A 17,022-nucleotide genomic window follows, 5' to 3' on the forward strand; every position below is an offset into this window, starting at 1 on the left:
GGCGTGATCTTTACCCATGTATACTTTTCCGGTAACATCATTTAGCTGTTTGTTTAACGATTATTTAAAACAAAACAGTAAATTTATGCGCAACACTTTATTGCCTTACACATGAAAAAAAGCATTTTATTAACGATTGCCGTAGCTCTTGCATTTTCTAAAAATGTTCGTTCCCAAAATATCCCGATCTCCCTTTTCAACGGCCGCGACCTGAGCGGCTGGCATACAGATGTTCCTGAAATGGACAATAACCCGGCGGCCAAAAATCCTTTTATCGTTCGCGATGGCATGCTGGTAAGTCTCGGTAAACCCAATGGGCACCTCATTACCGATTCTGTCTTTCAAAATTACCGGTTACAGGTAGAATATCGTTTTCCCGGCAAACCCGGCAACTGTGGCGTTCTGGTGCATGCCTCCACGCCCCGGGCGCTTTATAAAATGTTCCCAAAATCTATCGAAGCGCAATTAATGCATGAAAATGCCGGCGATTTCTGGTGTATCCAGGAAGATATAACCGTACCGGATATGGAAAAACGCCGCGGTCCAAAAAATGAATGGGGCGTTTCAGAAGGGAAACAACGCCGTATCATCAACCTGACAGACAATTCCGAAAAACCGCTCGGCCAGTGGAACACGGTGATCATAGAATGCAAAGGCAATACCATAAAAATATGGGTGAACAATGACCTGGTGAACGAGGGTTATAACTGTACTGCTTCAAAAGGTCAAATCGCCCTGCAGGCAGAAGGCTCAGAAGTAGAATTCAGAAAGCTCGAGCTCACGCGGCTATAAAAAATAACTTACTTAAGCTGGATATGAATGTGATCATCGTGGCGTACAGCATGGCAACCATGGAAACGGACCTTGGGATCCGTTAATCCGAGGCGCGATTGTAAGTGCGGTTCAATAAATATTTTGCCAATTTTATTATGCTGACAAAATAGCTCTACCAGGTGTTTTGTTTTAGCTGCATAAAACTCGAAATCCTGCCTGCTCCCTTGAGGTATAATGCTTTTCAACAGGCTGTATTGCCAATACCCATTTCTTGAGCAGAACCGGGCCATATCCTTTTCACCCCCAACCGGCTCCTCACAAATACCATAACCGATAGGTGCGTCAACAGTGTAAGGAGCAGAAAAGTTAATAACCGGCCGGTATTGACAATTATCTTGCGCATTGATCAGTAATTGCTATTGACCTTTAAAAATCCCGCTTTAATCACATTCAATCCCAAACAGATCCAACGCACTCTCACCAAAACTTGCCTGGATGTTCTTTCCTTCGATCAATAAGATATTTCTGTCAGGAAATTTACACTTTGCCTGCCTGGGATTGGTTCCCCATAAAAAATCATCATGATAAATGAAATAGAAATTATCTGCATTACCCATGATCTTTGTTTTTATACTATCTGAGTAATCGGAAGGAAATGACGCCAGATAACTGTCTATATTTTTTTCCAATTTGCTATAGTCCCTGCCATAGTTCAATTCTATCAATTGGGGTGAACAAAAGACCGGATGGCCAATGGATTTAAGATTGCTATTCTCAAAACAGAAGGCTAGAATATTCGTTTTGCATTCGCTCAGGCCAAAGGCTACGTTCCTGATCCGCGCTTTTGTATAACCGTTGGTTCCATACACATAAAACTCACCATTAAAACATTGCCTCGCTTCTTTTTCAAAGCGTTCACTTTTCATTAAGCGGTAATATCCCGTTGTATCGTAGTACTTCCAGTCCCTGGCAACCCTTGACTTTTTATAGAAATCGTTCCGGTCGGTATTATAAATACTGTCGGCCGGATAAAAAATATTAAAGATCGTATCCAGATAAGTCCTTTTTTCCGGGTCCCGGAAAGGAACCACTAAAGCGGTTGTTTTGGAAGAAAGCTGGTATACCGGGTAGAAAAACTTTTTCAGATCTTCAGCGGTCCACCACCTGTTTAATTTATTGGCAGCGGCGTCATATTCATACAGCTGTTTTTTTAGCGTATCCAAATAGATCCACTGGTCTACAATAAAACGTGTATCTGCCCCTTCTTCCCTCGAGATCTCATGACCTATCCGGTACACATCATAGACCGCAGAATCAGTTTTGAGCGTATTATCATACACCAGTTCTACTGAATTATTGCTTTTATGGATCTGCTTTATTTTTTCATTCCCGGAAAAAGTCATGTACATCTTTAGTAAAGAATCTGACCAGCTTATTGAAGCATTCAACAATTCGCTGCCTGGTTTTTCTACGGGAACTTCTTCTGTAATAATGTCTGAAAGAGAATCGACAACGGCAGTTTCTACATTTTCTAAGGGAGCGGTATTTTCGTTGATACCCTGGCAGCCATAGATCATAGCCATAGGCACCAAAATGGATAATAACCTTTTCATAGTGTATAGGATTTCAAGCCCTTTTCAGGGGTTCAGACGCCAAAGATAGCCAAGAATCTGAGTTTAAGGAATAAAATAACGGGTTTGGTTAGTTGGTTAGTATCTTCTGAAGCTCCATTCTATAAACGGGGTTATCGGTTATGCCATTATGCCCCTGCCCTTCCAAGGTTATCAAAGTATCCTGTGGTTTAAATACGGTTTTCAGCTTCACGGAGGACTCATAATAGATCACCTCGTCCTGGTTGCCATGAAAAACCACCACCGGCATTTTACACGCTTTTAAATAGCAGTTCGTTTCAAATTTGTATTTCAATATAAAGGTTGGAATGATCGGATAGGTCCGCCGCATCATATCGGTCAGGCTATAGTAAGGCGCCTGCAGCATCAATAACCTGGGATTGTTGGCCGACGCTACTTTAGTGGCGGGCCCGGTACCAATGGAATAACCCAGCACAATGATTTTGTCTTCGGCATACCTGGCCTTTAGCGAGTCGTATGCTGTTTGAATATCGTCAAAAAGCTGCTCCTGTCCGCTGATCACGCCTTCACTTTTGCCGTAGCCCCGGTAATCGAGCAGGAAAACATCATAGTTTATATCGGTATAGGTACGGGCCACTTCGCCCCAGGAATCGATGGCCCCTGCATTCCCATGCAGATAAAAGATAACCCCTCTGGAACGCTCGGCTTTAAACAACACACCGTGTAACAGGCTTTTATCTTTGGCAATGATGTTAACTTCTTCAAAAGGCTGGTCGAACTGAAAGCGGTGATCCTTCGCCAGCTTTGTAGGGAAAAAGATCAGGTATTCCTGGAACACATATAATAATGCGCAAAGAACAAAATAAAGCGACCCTGTTATGATCAAGATCTTAATAAGCATCTTTTTCATGTTAAGCTCACAATGTACGCATAGTTTACAGTACCGATTCCATTTGTTTAAACAATACCAAACACCTAAAAATGACTGGATAGAAAGAAATTATATTTAGTAGATAAGTTGATGATACCCGGCAAACATCACATATAAAAAAATCGTAAATAACGGCTATGCTTTATGTGTAGCTAAATGAGTCAATATACTATTAATAAATATTATATTTACGCTATAACAAATCTCTAAACCGTGAACATACCTCTGTTCGAACAATTTCACAAAGAGGGGCTAATATCAGCATCTTCTCTTCAAAAAGTAAAGCAAAGGGCCAATTCCGGTATTTTTTCCGTACACTGGGAGCTTAAAACGATCTTATATCTCGGCATTCTATTACTTACAGGTGGGTTAGGTATACTGATCTATAAAAATATTGACTCTATCGGTCACCAGATAATACTGACAGCTATTGGAATGTTATGTGCAGTATGCTTTTTTTATTGTGAACGTAAAAAGCTTCCTTTTGCTACCACCAAAGTGCCTGCACCTAATTCTTTTTTTGATTATATACTCTTATTGGGATGCCTGACCCTTATCACTTTTATAACCTATCTGCAGGTGCAGTACACCACTTTTGGAAATGCTTACGGCCTGGCAACGTTCATTCCGATGGTTATATTATTTTTTTGCGCATATTATTTTGATCATCTGGGTGTTTTAAGTATGGCGATAGTCAATCTTGCCGCATGGATGGGCATTGCTATAACACCGCTCAATATACTTAAAGCGAACAATTTTGCTGATGCAGAGATCATTTTTTCCGGATTATTATTAGGAATGGCACTAAATGCAATAGCATGGGTCAGCAAAAACAGAAATATAAAAGCACATTTCTGTTTTACATATACCAACTTTGGGATGAACATTCTGTTCATCGCCTGCCTCGCAGGTTTGTTTTACTTCGAGCACCATTATCTGCTTTGGTTAGTACCGCTGGCCTGCATTGTATATCTTTTCTATAAAAAATCGCTCGCAACAGCTTCCTTTTATTTTATGTTAATGCTAACGCTTTACGGATATGTCGGCATCAGCTACGTTATAGTTAGGCTTACCATGGATACCAGTCTTAACATGGGTGCAGTTTACTTTGTAATAATGTACTTTATTTTATCCGCTGTAGGTATGATTGCATTTTTAAGCAGGATGAACAAAAAACTGAAACAGCATGATAGCATATAACCATCAATCACTTGACCACTTATTATTTAAAAAAGAAGCAAAGTTTGCTTTACACCATAAACTTATTTCAAAAGAAGAAGCGGATGCTATTGAAAAAGCATATCCAGACAACTTCTACATGCCTAATTTATTTATCCGGGTAGGATTGTTCCTGCTAACGGCAGTGATCATTCTTATGTGTTTTGGTCTATTATGCCTGATAACCATGACAGGATCAGATAAAAATCTGGGCATATTGGCCTTTATTTTTACCATGTTCATATATGGGGCACTGGAGTATTTAATTTACGAGAAACAGCATTACGCTTCCGGCATAGACGATGCCCTGCTTTGGCTCTGCCTTGGGTTTGCCGTAGCTACCGCAAACCTCCTGTTTTCTTTCATACCGCTGTTGGGCCAATCCCTATTGATCTTTATCCTTGCATTTTATTTTCTTCTGCGCTTCGGTAATGTAATTATGGGTGCACTTGCTTATGTCTCCTTTCTTGCAATAGTGTTTTATGGTTGGATCGCCCTTGGTGATATGGCAATAACCACAATGCCTTTTTTACTTATGGCCATCTCCATTGCCGTTTATTGGTATATGAGCAAATACAGGAACCATAACCGGTTAAGGCATTATAAAAGCTGTTGTACGTTTATAGAGATCCTTGCATTGGTCACCCTGTATGCAGCGGGAAATTATTTTGTAGTGCGAGAAGTAAGCAATAGCATGTTTCATCTCAATTTAAAAGAAGGGGGATCCTTTCCTGGCGGATGGTTTTTCTGGATAACAACTGTTTTGATCCCCGCAGTATATCTCTTTAAAGGTATACAGAAAAAAGATGTTATTCTATTGCGAACAGGATTGGTATTGGTCGCGGGTATTGTATACACCATCCGCTATTACTATCACGTTGCTCCGCTTGAAATCACTTTTACTATAAGCGGCATCATCATGATCCTAATAGCATACATCATTACCAAATACCTGACGCCTGTCAAATATGGATATACACATGCTGAACCTAATGACCCAGAGTCAGCCGGATTGCTTCAACTGGAGTCATTGGTAGTTGCACAAACCTTCCATCAAACACCGGCAAATGAGCCGGAAAAACGATTCGACTTCGGTGGTGGAAGCGGTGGTGGCGCCGGGGCAACCGACAATTTCTAATATTAACACTATCCGCTTTATTCATCAATTGAGGCTTACTTTAGAACTCTGATAAATGGCAGCTATGGAAGATTTTTTCAAAAAGATCGCTGAATATACCGCCCTTAGCAAAGAAGCGGAATCGGCCTGGGTAAAGATCCTGCGCAGCCGCCGGTTTGCCAAAGGCGATTTCCAGATCCGCCAGGGAGAAATCGCCCGGACGGTAGCCTTTGTTTCTAAAGGATTATTTAGCCAGTATTCTCTTGCAGATGATGGCAGCACATTTATAAAACGGTTCTTTTCAGAAGGCTATTTTGCCGCTTCCACTACGTCTCTGTTAAGCAAATCGCCCAGTATAACCAGCATTGAGGCTATCGAAAACACGATTGCCTGGGAATATGATTTTTGGGAATTTAAAAATCTCACGGAACGATACAAAGACATTGCGGCCTTTTATATTACCTATATGGAACGTCATTGGATCCTCGAAAAAGAGCCCGAGGAAATTGGCTTCCGCCAGAATACGGCCAAAGACAGGTACGATGATTTTGTCAAAAAATATCCGCACCTCATCAACCGCGTAAAAAAACACCAGATCGCTTCTTACCTGGGAATTACTCCCACACAAATGAGCCGCATCTTCTTTGCCAATAAATAAGGCATCAACTAAAACTGTAATTACCTGCCGAATTACTCAACATTTGTTGAGTGAATCTTTCCCGTTCTGCCTGCTTCTCAACATTTGTAAAGGGAAACACTTTACATCCGGCCTAGTTTTGTTGTACAAAAACATCAAACTATGGCAACAAAAATCTTTGTCAATCTTCCGGTAAAGGACCTTGCAAAATCGATCAACTTTTTTTCGAATCTGGGATTTAGTTTTAATCCACAGTTTACGGATGACAAAGCAGCCTGTATGATCATCAGCGATCAGATCTTTGCCATGCTGCTCACAGATTCGTATTTCACCACATTCACTGCGAAAAAAGTATGTGATACTAAAACATCCACTGAAGTGCTCATTGCACTCGATGCAGCTTCAAAAGAAGAGGTGCAGCAATACATTCATAAAGCCAGGGACGGCGGTGCCCGGATTTACGCAGAGCCACAGGACCATGGCTGGATGTATCAGCACAGCTTTGAAGACCTGGATGGACATCAATGGGAAATCCTGTATATGAATGAAGCTCAGCTTCCGAACAATTAATTGAGTGTGATACTTATAAAAGTACGGTCAGCAATTCTCCACATCTTTAATCTTTTATTTTAACAATCAAAACAAAGATCATGAACAACACAAATAATAAGATCGACGAATTTGTAAGCAAACTTAAACATCCGCTGAAAGCAGAAATGGAAGCTGTCATAAAAATTATCCGTGAAGCCAGTCCAAAAATTGAAGAAGATGTAAAATGGGGCGGTCCCAGTTTCGACTACAAAGAGCCTATGGCAACATTCAATCCGCGTGTAACCGATTATGTGGCTGTGATCTTTCACAAGGGCGAATTGTTAAATGACAAAACAGGTTTGCTGGAACCTGGTCCGAAAGGCAAAGCCTATGCAAAATTCTATTCTAAGGAAGATGTGAAAAAGCACAAAGCGAATTTGCAAAAGGTAGTAAAGGATTGGATAAAATTAATGAATGGGTAGAATAAACTGCCTGGTGATAAATATCTTATCGATCCCTGGTAATAGAATGTTTGTGGAGTCCGCCGACAAATTGTCGAACCAATTAAAGGAACTGCCTAATCGTATGAAGTTTGTAAATCAATTGATAGATAAATTTAAGTGCATATAATAGCAAACAATTATTTCCGCACTAAGACTTTGAATCGTTAGAATGATAAGCTTTTTAACTTATCGAGAAGCTCAGGTAGAAAGGTTTCTTTGATTTTCCATACTATAGAGTAGTCAATTCCAAAATAATCATGAACAATGCGATTCCTAAAGCCTCGGATCCGATGCCAGTCTATATCCGAATGGTTATCTTTAAAATCTTCGGGAAGCCGATTCACAGCTTCTCCAATTATTTCAAAGTTTCTTACAACTGCATCAACCGTTTTGCTATCGGCTATGAATTCCTCAAATGATAAGGAAGCTGTATAAATAAGTATCTTGTTACCGCTGTCTATTATATCCTCAACGAGAAGGCTGGGTTGTCTTTTAGACATAGATAATTTCAGGTTCTATTTGTGCGAAATATTTACTTTTAATTCCCTTTTTTGACACCAGATCAACCTTTTTATCAAGTGCTTTTTCAATGTAGTCGGCAAGATCAATGAATTCTATACCTATTGGTTTCGAAAAATCAACAATAATATCAATGTCGCTGGAAGCAGGAGAATAGTCGTCCCTAACAATCGAACCAAATAAACCTATGGAACTGACGTAATACTTGTCAGCGAGAAATGGTTTCAACTGCTGTAACACGTCTTTTATATGCTTCACATGCGACATAATACAAATATAAAGAAAAGTTGACAAAGCCCGTGATCCCTAAAGTTGTTATAAATCGCTATCTCGATAAATCGATTTGACATAATCTATTCTGCTTGTCAAATAAACGCAGGTTTATTTGTAAGCCAGCTTTGCAATCGATTTTAAGAAATGGTTCTTCTTTTCATTGTGGGCTGACCTACTTTCGAATTCTTTTTTAACAGTAGGATCCGAGCCAAAGCTTTGCAGAGATTTCTGATTGCTGTGTAATGATCTTCTTGCCTCTCAAGAACATCTCCTGTAATGATATTTTGAAGTTTTTGCCGGATTTCATCTGAGATCAATTAGGCAATAATAAGAAAAATACCTAACATACAATACAGCCGATATTGCATTAATAATCAACAAGTTGCACTTTCCAACGATTGCCACTTAAAGGGAAATTGATAGTTTACATTAAATTAGCCAAATGCTTTTACCAACATAGTAATGATGACCCCATTATCGAAAGAATCATTGAATGTTTACATATCACTTTTCAAAGGCAGGCAAGATGTTTTTGCCATTCGCTGGGAAAGAGATGACCGAAGTGGTTATATGCCTGCTTATGATTTGAATTGGGATGAATATGCCATGCATAAAGCAAATGGCGGTATGCTTAAGGACTTCTCCAATAAGTCTTATTCACGATTAACTGAACAAAGATTATTGAATCACCTGTCAGGCGAAGAAGTGATTGGTCTTTATCCGTAAAATAAGCTTTCGTTCTCTTGATACTGCCAGGCTATTACATGCTGTTCAACTTAAGAAATTTACTTCAACCCCAAAGGTATTTGAAGTGTATCCCTCCGGGAATTTTAAAAAGCACAAACAGCCAAGCATCTAAATTTACGGTTACCAAAACTGAAATTTGATGCTGAAGCCAAAGTATCCAATCCCAAACGAACCGCCCGGGAAATGTTTTCCCTGATACAAGAGCAACAAACCGGGGAATTGCCTGTAAAAACATTCTGCAAGCTGAAAAAAGTATCGGAAGCTTGTTATTACTATTGGCGAAAAAAATACATGAATCATGCAAAGGCAGTTGGCAGGCCGCAGGCAGAAAGTTTTAGCCTGTTGCAACTGGAGGCCGATGAACATAACGGCGCCCAAATATTCGCGGAATATAATGGGCTGAAGCTATACAAGGAGGTGCCTGTAAGTTATTTAAAAGAATTATTGCGTTAGAGGGTGCTACAGATTAACCATGCGAGCCGGTACCTGCTGTATCATAAATGGACCGACATGCGCAAAAGCTTTGATGGGTTGTGCGGGCTTGTAACGAACGAGTTGAACATGGCAATTAAACTGGACGATATTTTTATTTTCTTCAACAAACGCCAGACGCATGTGAAACTTCTTCAATGGGAAGGTGATGGATTTAGCCTGTATTATAAACGACTGGAATCAGGAACTTTTGAAATGCCAGGATGTATGCAGGTAGGAACGCATAGTGTTATCAGTAACCGGCAACTTATGCTCATCTTGCAGGGCATCTCTCTGAAAAAAGCGCACTACCGAAAGCGATATATTGCAGCCGGAAGCGTCTGAGAATTGAATGATCCGCATTGGGGAGTTTACAAGAGTTAAGTACGCTATTGTGAAGGCCTTGATTTTTTAAAATCAGTTTTTTACCCCGGGTTATCCACGTTTGCACTGTATAACTTTTGTGGCACTCTTTAATGGGCAATACCTTCTGGCTGTTCTATCTTTGGATTAATGGCAGCCGGTGGCGAACATATCAACTACAAAGAGCTGTACGAAGCATTATTACAAATGAATCAGCAACTGCTGCAAAACAATCAGCAGCTGCAAACCTCCAACGAAACATTACAAGCTCAATTACTCACGCTTCAATACCAGATACAACAGCTTACCAAACTTGTTAAAGGCTTCAACAATGATGTAGTAAGGCTAAAGCATAAATGTTAACAATTGCCCGAGTTGCCACTATTCTTTTACGAGGTCAGCTAGTTGGATCCAGCCTGCGGTTTCTTGACCCCTGGAGTTTACAAAAACTGTGTATAAAAAAGAACCGCTTTGTGTTATTTGCTTAATTCGCTGCCCTAGTATCAAATACGCTTGTCTTTTGTTTTGCCCATTAGGACTTGAATAAAAAAACGCTTTTTCGGAAACAACCCTAAAATAAACTTCGGTTGATGAGAGTTCTGAATATACAGGAGTAATGTCTTTTTCATTTATCCATCCGCGGGTAGTCTTACCTGTAGAATTAGTATAAATGGTATAGCAGAAACCATTGCTATTCGCAACAACCTTGAATTTTTCTCCCAAAACTAAATAAGCATTTTTAATCGATGAAACAGTATCATACTCGTAGAAGTAAGCTCTTGCATTAACGACCTGGTAGTATTTGACATCCGGAGACACCGTTTTGGTAGAAATTACATTGGCACTATTTGAACTAAAGGTTTTGGTAGGCACACTATTGCTTTGAGCATATGAGTGATTCGGCGTATAAGTAGGCGTATAAATAGGTATAGATTTCGTTGCATGGTTAGATGTAATGGCAGAAATTTCATAGTCGATTGACGATGAATAGGTACTTCCATATCCATAATAGGAATAAGTGGTGGAGGGATATGAGTAATAGCTATTGGGGTATGTTGTTGGGCTTGTTGAGGAAGAAGAACGATTATAATAGTTCGACAAATAAGTATCGGGGTCACCGCCTGCTACTTTTCCAGTATAGGGATTAGTATTCCCTGGATAACTCCAATTATTATAAGGATTCCCATCGGGCATCGACCTATAATGAGGGCTTACATACGTACCGTTACTTCGGTAATATCCTCTTACGTGTACCTGTGCGCTGGTAGTTAAACCAACAATGCACAGTAGTAAAATTATTAGCAATCGCATAGAATAACAAAATAAACCGGGTTGACCGATTAAGCAAGTTATTTGTAGTAATTCTCTAAAATAAAAAAGCCTTCCCGACTTTCCGGAATGGCTTAAACAATTTAGCAGCTTAATGTATTGTTCAGCGTATATCCAATCAATTGAAAGCTCAATCCAAATAATTTGCCAGGGTGTCACCTTGCCACGTGCACTTAAATTATGGGAAGTGAACCGTATTGTTTTTTACAAATTCATAAAGACGTTCTAATAATAATGGTCTTTGCCTTTTAAAGACTTCTTCACATTTTTGATATTCTTCGTGTACGCGTAATTCGTTAATTACGTTTATATAATTCTGAAAATCCTTAGCTGTTTCATTTTTGAGAAAGTAAGGGTCTTTATGTTGTTTGCATGTTGCAGCGTATTAATTAAATCAGTAAGTGCTAACTGGTTATTAATATGTTCAGTGACCAAATCCAAATTAAATGACAATGTATAGTCATACCCTTCCCATTCTTCATAGTTAAGCCACTCCATAATTATCATAAAACTATAAACTTCGGAGGGTAGTTCCTTTAGACAATCAAACGATAGCCAGAATTCCCTTTTTAAAATAAAATGCTCTTCAACTTCCGACATTATTTCGAATAATGCGTCTTCTTTTTTGCTTTTGTTTTTTCTTAAAATTAGCTCTGTAACCGTATAACGCGTATCTTCAATACTTTTAAGTACATCCTTGACACTTTTAATTGCTACGGTTATATCAAAACTGCTTTTTATTAAATGGCTTAAAGCTACTTCTGATGTTACACCTGTTTTGTTAATTACAACTGTAACCATTTCGGTTTTAAATTGCTTTTCTGCTTTTTCCAGGTCCCCATTTACTTTCTCAATCAATATTAAGCCGTCACGAAGCCCAATTGGAATTCGTTGCCGTAGAATCATTAGTTTATCTTTATATATTTCGTTCATTCTGGCCAGTTGAAAAATGACACACAATTGGCATAATGCTATTTTACCCAATCCATTTCTAGACGCATCAGGATTTGTCCTGAAATTTCACTCATCATCTTCCAACCATTTTGGAATCCCATATTTTGTAACCATCTCTATATAATATTCTGAATTCTTGAACTTTTGCTTTTCTTCTTTAATAAGATTCAAAGCTTCTTCTTTTTTCTCCCAATTTTGGAAGCATTGTAAATGGAAGCCGCAGTAAAATAAAGGATGGATTGTGTTAGATATTGCAGGCAAGCCTTTCACATGTTCGCCAGGCATAAGAAAATGACCACAAATGGCACAAGTTGATTGACTTAAAAATATTAATGCCATAGGAAATGGTGATTAAGCTCAAAAGTCGGGGTTATTAAGCTCAATAATACTCAAATTTGAGTAAGAAATACAGTTAAATATATCCGAATCGGAATTATCAAAGATATTAGGGGTGTGGTTCCAGGAAATTCAAAATATTAAACAAGAAGGAGAAATTAGCCTGGCGTATAACCAGATAGTGTTATGTATACTAATACACCTGCAGGGATTGATATACAAGTATCCTACCGGATTCGAACCTGAAAACAATTCATTCTAAAGACATAAAACATTTTAATAACAGCAATCTGATTTCTTAAAACACAAAAACCCGCTGCCAGAGCGGGTTTTATAATTTTGTGGACTGCACTGGACTCGAACCAGTGACCCCTACTCTGTCAAAGTAATGCTCTAAACCAACTGAGCTAGCAGTCCGCTAAGAAGGCCGAAGGTAAAAAAGTCGGCCCCCTTTCCCAAATTTATATACGCAAAAATTTCATCCGGGGTGAGCGCCGAGATTGAAATCGCTATCTTTAGGAAAGCACTTCACCATTCAAGCCAATAATATGAAGCAGGAAATAATCAATCTCTTTGATGAATACACCCATGCCCCGCTGTCCCGCGATGAATTCCTTCGCCGGCTCACCAAAATAACGGGTAGCCTGGCAGCGGCGCTCGCTGTATTACCGATGCTGGAAGTAAATTATGCGCATGCGCAAACCCTGCCTGTGCAGGACGACCGCATCACCACCGAACGGATCACCTATCCCGGAGATGATTGCACTATGAAAGGCTATGTGGCCAAACCCAGGGGCAATGGAAAATATGGAACTGTGGTGGTCATCCATGAGAATCGTGGTTTAAACCCGCATATAGAAGATGTTACCCGCCGGGTGGCATTGGCCGGTTTCCTGGCCCTGGCGCCTGATGGTTTATCGCCCCAGGGCGGCACCCCTGCCAATGAAGATGAAGCCCGTAATATGATCGGCAAACTGGATATGGCCAAGACCGTAAATAATTTTGTGAAGGCATTTGATTACCTGAAATCCAGGGAGGAGAGCAATTTCAAAGCGGCTTGTGTTGGCTTTTGCTGGGGTGGCGCTATGGCGAACCAGTTAGCTGTTCATGTGCCCGACCTGAAGGCGGCTGTTGCATTTTATGGCCGTCAGCCCGATGTGGCAGATGTTCCTAAAATAAAAGCTACGGTGCAATTGCATTATGCCTCACTGGATGAACGCATAAATGCCGGGATTCCGGCCTACGAAGAAGCCCTTAAAAAAGCAGGCACCAAATATGAATTGTATATGTACGAAGGCGTGAATCACGCATTCCATAACGATACAGCACCCACGCGTTACAATGCAGCCGCTGCTAAACTCGCCTGGGAGAGAACATTGAAATTGTTTAATGATAAACTTAAATAAAATCCCGATTTTTGGGATTTCGGGATTTCGGGATTTCGGGATTTTGAGATTTTGGGATTTTGAGATTTTGAGATTTTGAGATCCATTACTAAGCTGAATCTTGAACAAATCCCGAAATCAAATCCTGAAATCAGAAATCAGAAATCAGAAATTGCTTTTCTTCTTTCGATCTCTCTTTTAATTAGTCCCAGCTCCCGCCCTGTTTGTCCAGACACCGATGAATTCTCCTGTGCCCTGCGCATCAGGTAAGGGATCACGTCTTTAATGGGACCGAAGGGCAAATACTTACTAACCTTGAACGAACTTTTTGCCAGGTTAAAAGTGATATTATCGCTCATGCCATACAGTTGTGAGAAATGTACATGGGGATGATTATGCGGTATTCCCTTTTTATCAAGCAGTTCGGTAGTGTATAAATTGCTGTATTCGTTGTGTGAAGCCACTATCAGGGCAATGTGATCGAGATAGTCGACACAAAATTCAAGGGCCGCATTATAATCGCGGTCTGTAGTTTGTTTATTGGGTTGAATGGGCGATGCATAATTCATGGCAGCAGCCCTTTTGCGCTCCTTTTCCATATAAGCGCCCCGAACCAGTTTCGCTCCCAGCGTAAAACCCTTTTGCCGGGCAACGGCAAAACTGTCTTTCAGGAACTGCAGCCGGTCGTGGCGGTATAACTGGATGGTATTGTAGATCACCGGCTTTTGCCGGTTAAACCGTTCCATCATTTGCATCGTGAGCGCATCTACCGGATCCTGGATCCAGCTTTCTTCGGCATCTATTAAAACACCGATACCTTTGGCTGCCGCTACTTCACAGATCCGGGTAATACGTTGTTCAACCCGTTGCCATTCTGCCTGTTCTGCAGCTGTTAAGATCTCTGTATGTACTTTTCCTTCAAATCCGCTTTTAAGGGTGGCCGCTGCATCCAGTTTTTCCAGCAATGAGAACCGCGCCAACCCGGTAATCTTCACACTCATGAAAGGAATATTCGGCTGGGTGGCCGCATAATTAATCACCTTAATGAATTCATCACAGCCATGATCGAAATTCTCTTCGCCTTCCATACCTTCTACCCCATAATCGAGGATCACCTGCACATTGAATTGCTTCAATTTTGCGGCAACCGGCGCTGTTTCTTCCAGCGTTTCTCCTCCTACAAATTGTTCAAAAATGGTGTTGCGGATAATATTTTTAATGGGAAGCCCTACTTTAATAGCCCAGGGTGTTAATCTTGTACCCAGTTTTACAAGGACCTGGTAACCCATGCTCGAAAATAGGAAGTGGGCCTTTTTTAACTCTTTATCTGATTTATAAGCAAATGCATTCTCCGTATTCTCAAAAGATACGGCTACGGCGGTTTTCGACATAGAACTAACAAATGTTAGGCGCGAAGATAAGCAGTTTAGTCACTATGTGCTAGCTTTTCGGTGGTAAGATTTTGCTATTTGGGGGTAGGCGGCTGTACTAAACTGAGCGATCAAATTATCACATTATCAAATTATCACATCATCAAATTGACCTTGCCGTTTCCTGCTGGCTTTCGGCTGCGCTTAACCTAGTATATTGTGATCAATATGAACATTCTGCATACCGACATTTATAAGTTCAGCATTCCCATGCACCCCTTCACCATTGCCACCGGCACCATGTTCTATGCCCAGAATATTTTTATCAGGGTATATACCGACGCTGGCCTGTATGGCGTGGGCGAATGCTCGGCATTTCCCATGATCGTGGGTGAAACCCAGTCCACCTGTTTTGAGATGGCCAAAGATTTTGCCGGCCTCTGGAAAAACAAAAGTGCGGCGGATATCGAAGACCGCCTGCAGGACCTGCACAATTACACGGCATTCAATGCAACCATCAAAAGCGCCTTCGATATGGCCTTGTACGATCTGGCCGCTAAAGCAGCCGGTATGCCCCTCTATCGCTACCTGGGAGGTGACAAAAAGAAAGTATTGGAAACCGATCTCACCATTGGTATAGATACCCCTGAGAACATGGCTGCCAAAGCCCTTGACTTTGTGAAGCGGGGCGTTCGCATCATCAAGATCAAGCTGGGTAAGAATGCCGCCGAGGATGTGGAACGGGTGCGTCAGATCCGGGAAGCGGTGGGCGCTTCCATTGGTTTACGCATCGATGCCAATCAGGGCTGGAGTTATGAAGATGCCGTGTTTGCATTGACCGGCCTGGCAGCCTATGATATTGAGTTTTGTGAGCAGCCGATGCGGTACTGGGATGATGACAGGCTGCCCGAACTGGTTAAACAATCGCCGATAAAGATCATGGCCGATGAAAGCGTATTTAACCACCATGATGCCAAACGGATCATCGCTGCCGGCGCCTGCGATTATGTGAACATCAAATTTTCCAAATCGGGCGGTATCCGGGAAGCCCGCAGGATACATGAGGTATGTAAACAACATAATATTCCCAATATGATGGGCGGAATGCTGGAGAGCCGCCTTGCCCTGACGGCCTTTGCGCATTTTGCGCTGGCGCACGACAACGTCGTTTTTTACGATATGGATACCTGCATGCTGGGCCATAAAACCGATCCCGTGACCGGTGGCGTAGTATACAATGGCTTTATACTGGAAGTACCTGAAACGCCTGGAATTGGCGCCGATGCAGATGAAGCATTTCTGCAAACGCTTGAAAAAGTAACCGTTTAAACGGCAAGCAAACATTTCAACCATCTAACAATCGTTTGTATATCTTTGCGCAAAAAATAGCATGGACCAGTTTTCCAAAACAGCCAAAGAATCGTCGGTCACCATGACCGAATTGGTGTTGCCCAATGACACCAATATGTTTGGCAATTTAATGGGTGGACGATTAATGTACTGGATGGATATTGCGGCTGCCCTGGCCGCTATGAAACACTGCGGCACGCCTGTAGTAACGGCATCCGTTGATAATATTTCGTTCGAAAATCCTATTAAACTGGGTAATGCGGTTCATATTCATGCCAGGGTTTCCCGGGCCTTCACTACTTCTATGGAGATTCATATGAGTGTTTGGGGCGAAGATGCCCTGCACCAGTATAAATATAAAAGCAACGAAGCTTATTTTACGTTCGTTTCCCTTGATCCCAATGGAAAGCCGCGGAAAGTTCCCACGCTTTTACCGGAAACCGAAGAAGAAGTAAAACTTTTTGAAGGCGCCTTACGCAGAAGACAGGTACGTTTGATCCTGGGAGGAAAAATGCAGCCGGATGATGCGAAGGAGCTGAAAGCGTTATTTATGAAATAACAAACTTAGATATGATCCCGCCAAGAGCGGGATTTTTTTATAAGCAAAAGGCAGACGGCAGAT

General features: G+C 41.1%; 20 protein-coding genes, 1 tRNA gene and 1 pseudogene. 13 read left to right on the forward strand and 9 right to left on the reverse strand.

The annotated features are described in order from the left end of the window. The first annotated feature begins 111 nt into the window (after positions 1–111). Positions 112–792 (forward strand): 3-keto-disaccharide hydrolase, encoded by a 681-nt coding sequence (locus JT717_RS21365; protein ID WP_205513079.1) that lies wholly within the window; start codon positions 112–114, stop codon positions 790–792. 422 nt (positions 793–1,214) lie between these two features. Here the strand turns inward: JT717_RS21365 and JT717_RS21370 are convergent, their stop codons facing one another. Together JT717_RS21370 and JT717_RS21375 are read right to left on the reverse strand one after the other, a co-directional pair. Continuing rightward, positions 1,215–2,387 (reverse strand): hypothetical protein, encoded by a 1,173-nt coding sequence (locus tag JT717_RS21370; RefSeq protein WP_205513080.1) that lies wholly within the window; start codon positions 2,385–2,387, stop codon positions 1,215–1,217. Between the two features lie 88 nt (positions 2,388–2,475). Further along, positions 2,476–3,267, reverse strand: a complete 792-nt coding sequence (locus JT717_RS21375; protein ID WP_240348336.1) for an alpha/beta hydrolase — start codon at positions 3,265–3,267, stop codon at positions 2,476–2,478. A gap of 243 nt (positions 3,268–3,510) precedes the next feature. Between JT717_RS21375 and JT717_RS21380 the strand changes: the two genes are divergently transcribed. From JT717_RS21380 to JT717_RS21400, 5 genes are all read left to right on the forward strand, one after another. After that, positions 3,511–4,497: a DUF2157 domain-containing protein gene (locus tag JT717_RS21380; protein ID WP_205513082.1), complete on the forward strand. Its 987-nt coding sequence runs from the start codon at positions 3,511–3,513 to the stop codon at positions 4,495–4,497. Next, positions 4,484–5,653 (forward strand): hypothetical protein, encoded by a 1,170-nt coding sequence (locus JT717_RS21385; RefSeq protein ID WP_205513083.1) that lies wholly within the window; start codon positions 4,484–4,486, stop codon positions 5,651–5,653. Before JT717_RS21380 ends, JT717_RS21385 begins: the two co-directional genes overlap by 14 nt. A gap of 64 nt (positions 5,654–5,717) precedes the next feature. After that, complete coding sequence (locus JT717_RS21390) at positions 5,718–6,290, forward strand: Crp/Fnr family transcriptional regulator (protein ID WP_205513084.1); 573 nt, start codon at positions 5,718–5,720, stop codon at positions 6,288–6,290. Between the two features lie 141 nt (positions 6,291–6,431). Then, positions 6,432–6,839, forward strand: coding sequence for a VOC family protein (locus tag JT717_RS21395; RefSeq protein ID WP_205513085.1), 408 nt, complete (start codon positions 6,432–6,434; stop codon positions 6,837–6,839). A gap of 80 nt (positions 6,840–6,919) precedes the next feature. Then, complete coding sequence (locus JT717_RS21400) at positions 6,920–7,282, forward strand: DUF1801 domain-containing protein (protein WP_205513086.1); 363 nt, start codon at positions 6,920–6,922, stop codon at positions 7,280–7,282. A gap of 185 nt (positions 7,283–7,467) precedes the next feature. Here the strand turns inward: JT717_RS21400 and JT717_RS21405 are convergent, their stop codons facing one another. Then, positions 7,468–7,803 carry a HepT-like ribonuclease domain-containing protein gene (locus tag JT717_RS21405; protein WP_205513087.1) on the reverse strand — a complete coding sequence of 112 codons (336 nt, stop codon included), beginning with the start codon at positions 7,801–7,803 and terminating at the stop codon, positions 7,468–7,470. Further along, entirely contained in the window at positions 7,796–8,089 is a 294-nt protein-coding gene (locus JT717_RS21410) for a nucleotidyltransferase family protein (protein WP_205513088.1), read from the reverse strand. Before JT717_RS21410 ends, JT717_RS21405 begins: the two co-directional genes overlap by 8 nt. Positions 8,090–8,557: 468 nt before the next feature. Here JT717_RS21410 and JT717_RS21415 point away from each other — a divergent pair, with 468 nt between their 5' ends. The 4 genes from JT717_RS21415 (at position 8,558) to JT717_RS21430 (ending at position 10,039) form a co-directional block, all read left to right on the forward strand. Continuing rightward, positions 8,558–8,821 (forward strand): TOTE conflict system archaeo-eukaryotic primase domain-containing protein, encoded by a 264-nt coding sequence (locus JT717_RS21415; protein ID WP_205513089.1) that lies wholly within the window; start codon positions 8,558–8,560, stop codon positions 8,819–8,821. 204 nt (positions 8,822–9,025) lie between these two features. After that, positions 9,026–9,295: an IS66 family insertion sequence element accessory protein TnpA gene (gene tnpA, locus JT717_RS28975; protein WP_439650915.1), complete on the forward strand. Its 270-nt coding sequence runs from the start codon at positions 9,026–9,028 to the stop codon at positions 9,293–9,295. Positions 9,296–9,298: 3 nt separating this feature from the next. Further along, the gene (gene tnpB, locus JT717_RS21425) at positions 9,299–9,658 is read left to right on the forward strand and encodes an IS66 family insertion sequence element accessory protein TnpB (RefSeq protein ID WP_369411727.1); all 360 of its coding nucleotides are present in this window, start codon (positions 9,299–9,301) and stop codon (positions 9,656–9,658) included. A 168-nt stretch (positions 9,659–9,826) separates the two neighbouring features. Continuing rightward, positions 9,827–10,039 (forward strand): hypothetical protein, encoded by a 213-nt coding sequence (locus JT717_RS21430; RefSeq protein WP_205513092.1) that lies wholly within the window; start codon positions 9,827–9,829, stop codon positions 10,037–10,039. 18 nt (positions 10,040–10,057) lie between these two features. Here the strand turns inward: JT717_RS21430 and JT717_RS21435 are convergent, their stop codons facing one another. The 4 genes and pseudogenes from JT717_RS21435 to JT717_RS21450 all read right to left on the reverse strand — a co-directional run bounded on the left by JT717_RS21435 (position 10,058) and on the right by JT717_RS21450 (position 12,712). Continuing rightward, positions 10,058–10,870: a hypothetical protein gene (locus JT717_RS21435; protein WP_205513093.1), complete on the reverse strand. Its 813-nt coding sequence runs from the start codon at positions 10,868–10,870 to the stop codon at positions 10,058–10,060. Positions 10,871–11,183: 313 nt separating this feature from the next. Next, positions 11,184–11,938 (reverse strand): annotated as a pseudogene (locus JT717_RS21440) (hypothetical protein). 87 nt (positions 11,939–12,025) lie between these two features. Further along, positions 12,026–12,298, reverse strand: a complete 273-nt coding sequence (locus JT717_RS21445) for a hypothetical protein (protein ID WP_205513095.1) — start codon at positions 12,296–12,298, stop codon at positions 12,026–12,028. A 339-nt stretch (positions 12,299–12,637) separates the two neighbouring features. Then, positions 12,638–12,712, reverse strand: a tRNA-Val gene (locus JT717_RS21450). Positions 12,713–12,843: 131 nt separating this feature from the next. Here JT717_RS21450 and JT717_RS21455 point away from each other — a divergent pair. Then, positions 12,844–13,701 carry a dienelactone hydrolase family protein gene (locus JT717_RS21455; RefSeq protein WP_205513096.1) on the forward strand — a complete coding sequence of 286 codons (858 nt, stop codon included), beginning with the start codon at positions 12,844–12,846 and terminating at the stop codon, positions 13,699–13,701. 137 nt (positions 13,702–13,838) lie between these two features. Here JT717_RS21455 and JT717_RS21460 read toward each other — a convergent pair whose 3' ends face one another. Next, positions 13,839–15,071: a proline dehydrogenase family protein gene (locus JT717_RS21460; protein ID WP_205513097.1), complete on the reverse strand. Its 1,233-nt coding sequence runs from the start codon at positions 15,069–15,071 to the stop codon at positions 13,839–13,841. Positions 15,072–15,278: 207 nt separating this feature from the next. Here JT717_RS21460 and JT717_RS21465 point away from each other — a divergent pair, with 207 nt between their 5' ends. Further along, entirely contained in the window at positions 15,279–16,379 is a 1,101-nt protein-coding gene (locus JT717_RS21465; protein WP_205513098.1) for a mandelate racemase/muconate lactonizing enzyme family protein, read from the forward strand. Positions 16,380–16,440: 61 nt separating this feature from the next. Then, entirely contained in the window at positions 16,441–16,959 is a 519-nt protein-coding gene (locus JT717_RS21470) for an acyl-CoA thioesterase (protein ID WP_205513099.1), read from the forward strand. Positions 16,960–17,022: the final 63 nt, after the last annotated feature.

It is taken from the genome of Longitalea arenae (assembly GCF_016924755.1).
GTDB lineage: Bacteria > Bacteroidota > Bacteroidia > Chitinophagales > Chitinophagaceae > Niastella > Niastella arenae.